This window comes from Xenorhabdus stockiae, assembly GCF_002632825.1.
GTDB classification, from domain to species: Bacteria; Pseudomonadota; Gammaproteobacteria; order Enterobacterales; family Enterobacteriaceae; genus Xenorhabdus; species Xenorhabdus stockiae.
Genome location: NZ_NJAJ01000020.1, coordinates 83,342 through 94,714, shown reverse-complemented (window position 1 = coordinate 94,714; position 11,373 = coordinate 83,342). Strand labels below are relative to the sequence as shown.

Annotated in this window: 9 protein-coding genes and 1 pseudogene; 5 read left to right on the top strand and 5 right to left on the bottom strand. The window is 44.8% G+C overall.

Annotated elements, in window-relative coordinates:
• The 5 genes and pseudogenes from Xsto_RS22865 to carB all read left to right on the top strand — a co-directional run.
• Positions 1-94 (top strand): annotated as a pseudogene (locus Xsto_RS22865) (IS982 family transposase); the annotation flags it as partial.
• 55 nt (positions 95-149) lie between these two features.
• On the top strand, positions 150-1,133 hold the full coding sequence (locus Xsto_RS11915) for a LysR family transcriptional regulator (protein ID WP_099108822.1): 984 nt from the start codon (positions 150-152) through the stop codon (positions 1,131-1,133).
• A 155-nt stretch (positions 1,134-1,288) separates the two neighbouring features.
• Positions 1,289-2,101 carry a 4-hydroxy-tetrahydrodipicolinate reductase gene (gene dapB, locus Xsto_RS11910; RefSeq protein WP_099125189.1) on the top strand — a complete coding sequence of 271 codons (813 nt, stop codon included), beginning with the start codon at positions 1,289-1,291 and terminating at the stop codon, positions 2,099-2,101.
• A gap of 446 nt (positions 2,102-2,547) precedes the next feature.
• Complete coding sequence (gene carA, locus Xsto_RS11905) at positions 2,548-3,708, top strand: glutamine-hydrolyzing carbamoyl-phosphate synthase small subunit (protein ID WP_099108824.1); 1,161 nt, start codon at positions 2,548-2,550, stop codon at positions 3,706-3,708.
• A 17-nt stretch (positions 3,709-3,725) separates the two neighbouring features.
• Positions 3,726-6,950 carry a carbamoyl-phosphate synthase large subunit gene (gene carB / locus Xsto_RS11900; RefSeq protein ID WP_099125188.1) on the top strand — a complete coding sequence of 1,075 codons (3,225 nt, stop codon included), beginning with the start codon at positions 3,726-3,728 and terminating at the stop codon, positions 6,948-6,950.
• Positions 6,951-7,012: 62 nt separating this feature from the next.
• Here the strand turns inward: carB and Xsto_RS11895 are convergent, their stop codons facing one another.
• The 5 genes from Xsto_RS11895 to Xsto_RS11875 form a co-directional block, all read right to left on the bottom strand.
• A complete protein-coding gene (locus Xsto_RS11895; RefSeq protein ID WP_169926635.1) occupies positions 7,013-8,284 on the bottom strand; it encodes an aminotransferase class I/II-fold pyridoxal phosphate-dependent enzyme in 1,272 nt (423 codons plus the stop codon).
• 420 nt (positions 8,285-8,704) lie between these two features.
• Positions 8,705-8,983, bottom strand: coding sequence for a helix-turn-helix domain-containing protein (locus Xsto_RS11890; RefSeq protein WP_099125186.1), 279 nt, complete (start codon positions 8,981-8,983; stop codon positions 8,705-8,707).
• Between the two features lie 16 nt (positions 8,984-8,999).
• Complete coding sequence (locus Xsto_RS11885) at positions 9,000-9,839, bottom strand: MrpH family fimbial adhesin (RefSeq protein WP_099125185.1); 840 nt, start codon at positions 9,837-9,839, stop codon at positions 9,000-9,002.
• A gap of 69 nt (positions 9,840-9,908) precedes the next feature.
• Positions 9,909-10,487 carry a fimbrial protein gene (locus Xsto_RS11880; protein WP_099125184.1) on the bottom strand — a complete coding sequence of 193 codons (579 nt, stop codon included), beginning with the start codon at positions 10,485-10,487 and terminating at the stop codon, positions 9,909-9,911.
• Between the two features lie 63 nt (positions 10,488-10,550).
• Positions 10,551-11,309, bottom strand: coding sequence for a fimbria/pilus periplasmic chaperone (locus Xsto_RS11875; protein ID WP_099125183.1), 759 nt, complete (start codon positions 11,307-11,309; stop codon positions 10,551-10,553).
• Positions 11,310-11,373: the final 64 nt, after the last annotated feature.

Below are 11,373 nucleotides of genomic sequence, written 5' to 3'. Positions count from 1 at the left end.
AGTTGCTGCTGGCCTTATTGCTTATACATTCCAACCTAAAAAACCGAGCTTGAATCTACGGGATAATGAGATCGCTATTTTTAAGCGAAGCTGAGGTTAAATAAACTCAGTAGCGATAATCCATCCAAAAACCAAATAACTTTTGACCTATGAGCACAAATAACACGATAACCCTGATGCGGGAAATGGCTATTTTCGCCAAAGTGGTTGAAACAGGTAGTTTCTCTGAAACTGCCCGTCAGTTAGCAGCTACGCCTTCTGCTATTAGCCGTTCTGTAGCCAGACTAGAAAAAGCGCTCGGAACCCGCCTGCTACAAAGAACAACACGTAAACTTCGTTTAAGCGAGAGTGGGAAACAGGTTTATGAACATTGTCTGGACATCATGAATTCAGCTCAGGCCGTCATGTCTGTATCAGGAAACTTTAGCGGTGAACCGCTAGGTATAGTCCGGGTAAGTGTGCCTAAAGCTGTAGGGCGTTTTGTCGTTCATCCTCATATACCGGCTTTTCTTACCCGTTACCCTAAAGTCGATGTCAGTTTGCGGCTTGATGACAGGTATGTTGATTTAATAGATGATGAAGTTGATCTCGCCATACGGATCACGGATCAGCCCCCTCTGGGCCTGATGGGGCGACGATTACTGAAGATTTGGCATATGTTATGCGCCACACCGGAATACCTTGCAGAACACGGGATACCACAACACCCCCATGATCTGAAAACCCATAGCTGTATCTATCTTGGTGAAGAACCGGGAGATTCACGCTGGAAGTTCAGTCAGGGTAGCAAAACTGTCACTGTCAATATTCAGGGGCGTTACGCAGCTAATCATACCGGTGTAAGGCTTGATGCAGCACTGAAACACATCGGTATTAGTAGTTTACCTTATTTTACTGCCAGACATGCTTTACAGCAGGGGCGACTGGTTCAGGTACTGTCTGACTGGAATTTTAAGGCTAATTATACTGGTGAATTATGGGTTCTTTATCCTCCAACACGGTATTTATCCCCGAAGCTTAGTGTATTTATAGAGTTCCTTGCTGAAAGACTCCGACAGGAGAATATCCAAGATAAAAAAGTCGCCAAAGAACCTCATCATTATCATTACGAATTACCTGAGGCCGAAGAGTAACCCATCTTTAGCATTTTTTATAACTACCCGTCTGATCTCTGTTTTCCTAATGGCATCCCTCTAAGTCTGGCACAGCCCGCTATTGCCAGTTAAGCTGTAGGCAATTTACTTTATCACCTCAATTAAAAATTGATATTCACTATAGCGGGGGCCTTATGGCTGATACAGATATTCGCATTGCTATCGTAGGGGCCAGTGGCCGTATGGGGCGTAATCTCATTCAGGCCGTTCAGCAGGCGGATGGCGTTACACTGGGAGCTGCTCTGGTACGTTCAGGTTCTTCATTAGTGGGAGCGGATGCCGGAGAATTGGCTGGTATTGGTACGAACGATATTACGATCCATGATAACCTCCACTCTGTTATTGATGACTTTGACGTTTTGATCGACTTTACCCTCCCGGAAGGCACACTGACCTATCTCGCCATTTGTCACCAACACCGCAAAGCGGTGATCATTGGTACAACCGGGTTTGATGACGCAGGCAAACAAGCTATTAATGATGCTTCCCGTGATATTCCGATTGTTTTTGCTGCGAATTTCAGTGTTGGTGTCAACCTTGTCCTGAAACTGTTGGAGAAAGCGGCAACAGTAATGGGGGAGCATACAGACATTGAAATTATTGAAGCTCACCATCGCCATAAAGTGGATGCGCCCTCAGGAACCGCGCTGGCAATGGGGGAATCTATTGCTCACACATTAGGCCGTGACCTGAAAACATGTGCAGTCTATGCCCGGGAAGGCCATACGGGCGAACGAGACCCGAAAAGTATTGGTTTTGCCACCATAAGAGCCGGTGATATTGTCGGAGAACACACTGCTATTTTTGCTGATATTGGGGAGCGAGTCGAGATAACCCATAAAGCTTCAAGCCGGATGACTTTCGCAAATGGTGCTGTTAAAGCCGCAACCTGGATAACCAATAAAAACAGTGGCCTTTATGACATGAAAGATGTCCTTAACCTCTAAAATTTATGATTTATTGAATTCATAACTTAATGTAATTACGCAATTATTTTCCAATGAATGCGTAATTACATATTTAAATAGCGAATATAACATTCATCGTCAATTACTCATACTTTTACACCGCAAATTGTCATTTTTATCATCTTTTCTCCCATAGGTACTGAAAATCACACGTTTTTTTCAGTTTTAAAATTTAATTTCACATTAATCGAGCATATAATCGCACTTTACTTATAATTTTCAGGCATATTTCAACAATGTTGGATTGAGCCTCGCAAAAAAACCAATAAAAAAGGGATTTTTTGTAGACAAGCCCCGTTCTCATCATTAGAATGCGCGCAATTTGCCAAAATTTCGACAAAGAACATGATTGGCATTGATTTAAAGGATTAATTCCGAGTTAATATGCATTGAGTGCGATTTGTTATTCATTCCCGGAGGGCGTTTTGATTAAGTCAGCTATATTGGTTCTAGAAGATGGGACCCAATTTCACGGTCGCGCCATAGGTGCAGAAGGTGTGGCGGTTGGTGAAGTGGTCTTCAATACCTCAATGACCGGATATCAAGAAATACTTACCGACCCTTCCTATTCCCGCCAAATTGTTACTCTCACCTATCCTCATATTGGAAATGTCGGCATTAATAGTGCTGATGAAGAATCTCCCGCCATTCAGGCCCAAGGCTTAGTAATCCGCGATTTACCACTCATCACCAGCAACTATCGTAGTGAAAATAATCTGTCTGATTATCTGAAAAATCATAACATTGTTGCGATTGCTGATATTGATACACGTAAACTGACCCGACTGTTGCGCGAAAAAGGGGCGCAAAACGGCTGTATCATTGCGGGTAATGAAGCGGATGTTCAAGTTGCGCTGGAAAAAGCAAAGGCATTTCCCGGCCTGAAAGGTATGGATTTGGCGAAAGAAGTCACCACAGCACAGTCTTATCAGTGGTTACAGGGAAGCTGGACACTGGCAGAAGAGCTGCCGGAAGCCCGTAAAGAACAAGAATTGCCATACCACATTGTCGCTTATGATTTTGGTGTAAAACGTAATATCCTGCGTATGCTGGTGGATCGTGGCTGCCGCGTGACTGTCGTACCAGCCCAGACGCCTGCGGATGAAGTGCTGAAAATGGCACCAGATGGGATCTTCCTGTCCAATGGTCCCGGTGACCCAGAACCTTGTGACTATGCCATCGAAGCAATTAAAACCTTCCTGGATACTGAAATCCCTGTATTTGGTATCTGTCTGGGGCATCAGTTACTAGCTCTGGCAAGTGGCGCAAAAACGGTCAAAATGAAGTTTGGTCACCACGGTGGCAACCATCCTGTAAAAGATTTAGATCGCAATGTCGTGATGATTACTGCACAAAACCACGGATTTGCCGTTGATGAAAGTTCATTACCAGCAAACCTGCGCGTAACCCATAAATCACTCTTTGACGGCACACTGCAAGGTATTCACCGTACTGACAAACCTGCATTCAGTTTTCAAGGGCACCCTGAAGCCAGCCCTGGCCCGCATGAAGCCGCTTCTCTGTTCGACCACTTTATTGAATTGATTGAACAGCATCGTCAGCAAAACGCTCAGAACACCAAATAATCAGGAGAAAAAGGAAAATGGCAAAACGTACTGATATTAAAAGTATCCTGATCTTGGGTGCAGGTCCGATTGTTATCGGTCAGGCATGTGAATTTGACTACTCAGGTGCGCAGGCCTGTAAAGCGCTGAGAGAAGAAGGTTACCGTGTCATACTGGTGAACTCCAACCCGGCAACCATCATGACTGACCCGGAAATGGCTGATGCAACTTATATCGAGCCGATTCACTGGGAAGTCGTACGCAAAATCATTGAGAAAGAACGTCCGGATGCCGTCCTGCCAACAATGGGCGGGCAAACAGCACTCAACTGCGCACTGGAACTGGAACGTCAGGGTGTATTGCAGGAATTCGGCGTCACCATGATTGGTGCAACCGCTGATGCCATTGATAAAGCAGAAGATCGCCAGCGTTTTGACAAAGCGATGAAGAAAATCGGTCTGGATACTGCACGTTCCGGCATCGCTCATACTATGGAAGAAGCATTGGCAGTCGCTGAAGACGTAGGCTTCCCTTGTATCATCCGCCCTTCTTTCACCATGGGTGGAACAGGCGGTGGTATCGCTTATAACCGCGAAGAGTTTGAAGAGATCTGCGAACGCGGTCTGGACCTTTCTCCAACGAATGAATTGCTGATCGATGAATCACTGATTGGTTGGAAAGAGTATGAAATGGAAGTTGTCCGTGATAAAAATGACAACTGCATTATCGTCTGCTCCATTGAAAACTTTGACCCGATGGGTATCCATACCGGTGACTCCATCACTGTCGCCCCAGCCCAGACTCTGACGGATAAAGAATATCAAATCATGCGTAATGCCTCGATGGCAGTACTGCGTGAAATTGGTGTAGAGACTGGTGGTTCAAACGTACAGTTTGCAGTGAACCCTAAAAATGGTCGCCTGATTGTCATTGAGATGAACCCGCGAGTCTCCCGTTCATCCGCTCTGGCTTCCAAAGCCACTGGCTTCCCTATTGCAAAAATCGCTGCAAAACTGGCGGTTGGTTACACCCTTGACGAGCTGATGAATGATATCACCGGTGGTCTCACTCCTGCTTCTTTCGAACCATCGATTGACTATGTCGTCACTAAAATTCCTCGTTTCAACTTCGAAAAATTTGCCGGCAGTAATGACCGTCTGACCACTCAGATGAAGTCCGTTGGTGAAGTCATGGCGATTGGTCGCACTTTCCAGGAATCTCTGCAAAAAGCATTGCGCGGTCTGGAAGTCGGCGCAACAGGTTTCGACCCGAAAGTTAATCTGGATGACGCACAATCACTGACCAAAATCCGTAGCGAACTGAAAGATGCTGGCGCTGAGCGTATCTGGTTCGTTGCCGATGCTTTCCGTGCGGGTATGTCCGTTGATGGTATCTTCAACCTGACCAACATTGATCGCTGGTTTCTGGTACAGATTGAAGAGTTGGTTCGTCTGGAAGATATGGTTGCAGAGCAAGGCATCAACGGCCTGACTTCCGGCTTCCTGCGTCAGTTGAAACGTAAAGGTTTTGCTGATGCACGTCTTGCAAAACTGGCTGGCGTATCCGAAAAAGAGATCCGTAAACTGCGCCATGATTATGGTCTGTATCCAGTTTACAAACGTGTGGATACCTGTGCGGCTGAGTTTTCAACTGATACGGCTTACATGTACTCCACTTATGAAGATGAGTGCGAAGCTAACCCAAACAATGATAAGCCAAAAATCATGGTATTGGGTGGCGGCCCGAACCGCATCGGGCAAGGCATCGAATTCGATTATTGCTGCGTACACGCTGCTCTGGCGCTGCGCGAAGACGGTTACGAAACCATCATGGTTAACTGTAACCCTGAAACAGTTTCAACAGATTACGACACCTCCGACCGCCTTTATTTTGAGCCGGTAACACTGGAAGACGTACTGGAAATTGTCCGCGTTGAACAGCCAAAAGGCGTGATCGTACAGTACGGCGGCCAGACTCCGCTGAAACTGGCGCGCGAACTGGAAGCAGCCGGTGTGCCAATTATCGGTACCAGCCCGGATGCCATTGACCGTGCAGAAGACCGTGAACGTTTCCAGCAAGCAGTAAACCGTCTTGGCCTGAAACAGCCGGCAAATGCCACTGTGACAACCATCGAACAGGCGATTGAAAAAGGTAACAACCTCGGTTATCCACTGGTGGTTCGCCCTTCCTATGTACTGGGTGGCCGGGCAATGGAAATCGTCTACGATGAAACTGACCTGCGTCGTTATTTCCAAACCGCAGTCAGTGTTTCTAACGATGCGCCGGTTCTGCTGGATCGTTTCCTTGATGATGCTGTCGAAGTTGATGTGGATGCTATCTGTGACGGCGAACGCGTCCTGATCGGCGGGATCATGGAACATATTGAACAAGCGGGTGTTCACTCTGGTGACTCAGCCTGCTCCTTGCCTGCCTATACCTTGAGCAAGGAAATTCAGGATGTGATGCGTAATCAGGTTGAGAAACTGGCCTTTGAATTACGTGTCCGTGGTTTGATGAACGTTCAGTTTGCTGTGAAAAACAACGAAGTCTATCTGATCGAAGTGAACCCACGAGCAGCACGTACAGTGCCATTCGTTTCCAAAGCAACGGGCATGCCGCTGGCGAAAGTCGCTGCGCGCGTAATGGCTGGGCAATCCTTACAATCACAGGGTGTAACCAAGGAAATCATCCCACCTTACTATTCCGTGAAAGAAGTCGTATTGCCATTCAATAAATTCCCGGGAGTTGACCCGATTCTGGGGCCAGAAATGCGCTCTACCGGTGAAGTCATGGGTGTTGGCCGTACCTTTGCTGAAGCTTTCTCCAAAGCAATGCTGGGCAGTAACTCCATCATGGGTAAAAAAGGCCGCGCACTGCTGTCGGTACGTGAAGGCGATAAAGAACGTGTTGTTGATTTGGCAGCTCAGTTAGTTAAGCAGGGCTTCGAACTGGATGCAACTCATGGTACTGCGGTTGTTCTGGGTGAAGCAGGAATTAACCCACGTCTGGTAAACAAAGTGCATGAAGGTCGCCCGCACATTCAGGACAGAATCAAAAACGGTGAATATGACTACATCGTCAATACCACCGCAGGCCGTCAGGCGATTGAAGATTCTAAACTACTTCGTCGCAGCGCACTGCAATATAAAGTGCATTATGACACCACCCTGAATGGCGGTTTCGCAACCACCATGGCGCTCAGTGCTGACCCGACTGAACAGGTCATTTCCGTACAGGAAATGCACGCAAAAATTACCAAGTAATTTAAGCGAGTAAAAAACAGCTCCCCCAAAGTTGGTTATCCAATCAGTAAGGGAGCTGTTTTTTATATCAAAGCCAGTTGCTGACCAATCTGGATTAAAGTACGAATGCTATAGTCCAACTCTTCGTCGTTCAGGTTTGCGCTCAAATTAATCCGGATACGTGCTCGTGTCTTACTTACCGCAGGATAAGTCACAGGATTAACGTATATGCCTTTCTCATGAAGCATACGAGCCATGGCGAAACAACAACGTTCATCCCCCGTAATCAACGGCACAATGGCCGTTTCGCTGTTGAGTATGTTAAATCCCGCATCACGTAATTTTTGGCGGAAATACTGACCTTTGGCTTGCAACTCCAGAGTCAACTGAGGTGAGCTCTCAAGAATATCGATGGCACTGATGATCGAAGCAAGTACAGCCGGAGGCAATGAAGCGGAGTAAATATAAGGATTTGCAGCAATACGAATAATGTTTCCTGTTTTCTTGTTGGTCGCAATGAATCCGCCAATGCCGGGCAAGCCTTTACTCAAACTACCGGTAATAACATCAATCTGATCCGTTATACCAAAATGAGCACAAACTCCCCGACCATTCGGGCCAATATGTCCGGTGCCATGAGCATCATCAACAATGACAAACGCATTATATTTCCGGGCTAGTTCGACGATCCCAGGTAAGGGTGCCAAATCACCATCCATACTAAAAACACCGTCAGTAATAATAAATTTACGTGCCTGAAATGGAGATTGAAGAAGCCTGTTTTCAAGACTTTTCAGAGAAACATGCTGGTAGATCCGGATCGTTGCGCCACTCAGTTTCAGACCATCAACGATAGATTGATGGTTAAGCATGTCACTGAAAACGATGTCACCTTCACGACATAGCGTGGAGAGAGCGGCGAGATTCGCAGAAAACCCCGAACTGAAAGTAATAACATCTTCCACATCAAGGAATTTGGCCAGCCGTTTTTCCATTTCAAGATGCAAATCGCTAGTACCATTAAGAAGGCGTACACCGCTTGATGTGGTTCCGTATTGATGAGTTGCATTAATACTGGATTCGATAATCTTTTGATGACCATTGAGTCCAGAGTAGTTATAAGAGCCTAAATGCAAAACTTCACGTACTTGTGTGCTATCAGCACAAGTAGGGTTATAGCTGACAGAAACATGCTTACAAGGTATTCGGTGAAATACTCTACCGATCATATCCATGGTGCCATCTGAAACTAAATTATCGTAACGCTCAGCCATGTTTTGTAGATAGCCGTTAGATCGCGTGATGTCACGGTAATGGCCATCTCTTTCGGGATCAGTAAGGTGCAATTTACTCATAGTGCTTTTTCCTTGCATGAAGATAAAAAGTAACAGTGACGATAAGTGCTTCAATATTGATAAAAAAACTCAACCAAAATAACGGTTATAAATTGGATCAGTACGCTATGGATACGTTGATTAGGATTTAAAGGGAATATCCCGGCGGTGATTGCTTCTAGCTGTAATACCATGAAAAATAAAGTTTTAAATGCCGTATACCTAATGGCAATTGAACAACAAAATAACGATAAATAGAATTTATTTTGTTCTCAAAAAATAACAACTCATCAAGCTTTTATGAGGGGTAATTGGGAGCGTATAACATTAAGATAAAAATTAATCTAAGCTTTAAGTTTCCGAATCAAGAAAAAAGCCACCTCTAATTTGAGATGGCTTTTCTATAAATTTAATCACACCTTCCTAATTAATACTTTTTATTCAAGATAAATCTAATATTGTTTCAGCCACACAGGTATGTTGGTTTTTCATTTGAGGTGCGGGTTTAATAAAACAATCTTCCAGAAACCAGCTTGCAGGTGTTTTCAGAGTAATAGAGACAACAACCAAATGTTCCAGACTAATTCGATTCGTTCCCCGTTCATAACGTGATAACTGCTGGTGACTGACGCCGATTCTGTCCGCCAGCTCTGCTGCTGTTATCCCAAGCTCTTTTCGCTTCATTTGGATCCGTTTACCTACCAGCATACTGACTCGCATAGTATCTTTACCCTCATTATAAATAGGTTAGTAAGACAACTGCTGTACCTTCATATTTACCGGCTTTCGGTTGTATTAATGTGTGCAGTGTTGAAGTCAGAGTGAAAGTGGAAGGTATATATTTTCCCTCAGCAGTGACATTCACTCCATCTGCTGCATTCTTTCCGTCAATCTGTAATGCTGAATAAATTTGCTTATTAGCATCGAGATAAACTTTGGATTCGTTATTAATAGACTTAACCTGTAACATTATTTTGTTGCTATAAAGTGCACAGCTAAACTGGCCATTAATAGAACGGGTTGCGTTATTAACGTCAGAAGCTTTTAATTCGCCATAAGCAATTTCAACGGGAACAATAAGTTCACAACTCTGGTTTGCAGGCGGTAATTTATTGCAGGTTGAATTAGGAAATTTTTGTGCTGTACCATAACCGGATGATATCTGGTTGGTATAAAACAAGCCGACACACTGTGCATTCGCAGTAATAATCGGGAATGTGACCCGCTTAGGAATTCCAAGCTGGCTTTTATAAGCCCGCATGACATCTGCGGTTGTCCGGTATTTATGGGCATCAGTCAAACACACCTTTGCATCAATACAGGAACCATACATGCCCGGTTGTTTACCATTGTTATACTGGACATCCGGGCCAACATAACATTGCGGCTTGTTATAACAAGGGTTCTCAATTCCCTCTTCTTCCGTCCATTCAATCAGTTCCATTGTCGTAATGGTTTGTTTACCCGATGTCGTGGTATTCACGGGCATAACATAAGCTCCACCATAAGAATATGAAGCAGTTAAGAAAAATAATGATGCAGAAAACTTCATTAGTGATTTTGTAATATGACGCATAATTTATTTCCCTAAATAGCCCCAAGCTTGGCCCGAATATCATGGAAGCCACTCAAAAGGCTGGCGTAGCTATTCATAACTAAGCTCAAAAGTTGCCATCGCATTGAACTCTCCTACACCAATTTTGTTTTGCAAAAGTGCTTTAGGATCGGCTTTGACATAGGCCTGAAACGGAATGACATGACTACTGTTCGTGCCAGCAAGTGAGAACTGAGCCGTTTTATTAAAAGGAAGTGGTGTACCATCCAGTTTTTCCATACCAATAGCCGCACCAGAAGCATTGCTGCCGTGACTGAACGCTAATAATCCCGGCTGTTCTTTACTCTCTTGCCCGACAAACTTGATATTCACTTTCTGCGCGACTTTGGGGTCACACTCTTCCAAGTGCAGACGGAATGGCTGACTTGGCGTGCGCTGATATAAATAAAGATCCCGGCTGGTAATGCTGCCAAAATCCACTTCCATCGCTTTATCTTCCGGTTTAATCACACAGGAAGGCGCCAGTACAGTCATCGTAATTCTGACATTTTGACGAAGGTTATCTTGCGCATAAGCACCTTGCAGGCTGCTCATTCCCAACAGGAATAAGGCCGGCAGTACTAATAATTTCCGCGCACATTCAGAGAACTTTATATTTAACGAATTCATTATTCTTTATCCTAAAATTCATTATGATTGGGTGAAGTCTGTTTTGTGATTCACCAAATCTAATCAGCCCTCTTCATCGAGAATCTTTGTCACCGTACAGTTATTGCCACTACAACTAAAAACTAACTGCGGGTGTCCGCCATAGTCATTGACATAAGTCAAGATAGGGTTACTACCGAAAGCGCTGGCTGTTCCGCCCAGTGTTTCACTGCTTTTAGGTGCCAGCATGAATGGTTTGAACCCCTCGACCGGCTTGCCTTTAACTTGACTCTGGCCTTCTGCAATCGTGACGTAATACGGCGTTGGGTTATTCAGCACATACTGGTTTCCCTGACGGGTTAACGTCAGTTTTTCCTGCCACGGGTTTTCCAGATCCACACGACGTGCGATAACCGCTTCCGGGCGGTAGAACAATTTAATTTTCGTCTGTATCGCGAGTTGCAGAACATTTGATTTTTCACTGCGTGGTGGAATTTCACGGACGTTGAAATAGAACAGGCTTTCTCTATCCAGAGGTAATTGCGCTATCGCGGGTAGAGTCTGAATCTTAATCTGGCTCTTCATCCCGGCTTCAATACGCTGAACAGGCGGAACAACAACAAGTGGGCTGTTGATTTTATTTCCCTGCTCATCTTCAATCCATGCCTGTGCTAAATAAGGCAAATCAGGGTGTTGATTCTCAATATTCAAGCTGACAGATTTTTCATTCCCATTAAAAATAGCCCGGGTACGATCTAATGCTATCGCCGCCGTTGCCTGATGCACTGACATTAAACTTGTTACCGTCACGGCAGCTATCATTAGAATTTTTTTCAGTTTCATAGTGTCATTAGCTCATGCTTTAAAAACGTATATTTGTATTACTGCGATCAATTAATATCGGCAT

Bases quoted from the DNA above. Each gene is read 5' to 3' on its own strand.
- Xsto_RS11915 (WP_099108822.1), top strand. From the start codon at position 150: ATGAGCACAAATAACACGATAACCCTGATGCGGGAAATGGCTATTTTC.
- dapB (WP_099125189.1), top strand. From the start codon at position 1,289: ATGGCTGATACAGATATTCGCATTGCTATCGTAGGGGCCAGTGGCCGT.
- carB (WP_099125188.1), top strand. From the start codon at position 3,726: ATGGCAAAACGTACTGATATTAAAAGTATCCTGATCTTGGGTGCAGGT.
- Xsto_RS11895 (WP_169926635.1), bottom strand. From the start codon at position 8,284: ATGAGTAAATTGCACCTTACTGATCCCGAAAGAGATGGCCATTACCGT.
- Xsto_RS11890 (WP_099125186.1), bottom strand. From the start codon at position 8,983: ATGCGAGTCAGTATGCTGGTAGGTAAACGGATCCAAATGAAGCGAAAA.
- Xsto_RS11885 (WP_099125185.1), bottom strand. From the start codon at position 9,839: ATGCGTCATATTACAAAATCACTAATGAAGTTTTCTGCATCATTATTT.
- Xsto_RS11880 (WP_099125184.1), bottom strand. From the start codon at position 10,487: ATGAATTCGTTAAATATAAAGTTCTCTGAATGTGCGCGGAAATTATTA.
- Xsto_RS11875 (WP_099125183.1), bottom strand. From the start codon at position 11,309: ATGAAACTGAAAAAAATTCTAATGATAGCTGCCGTGACGGTAACAAGT.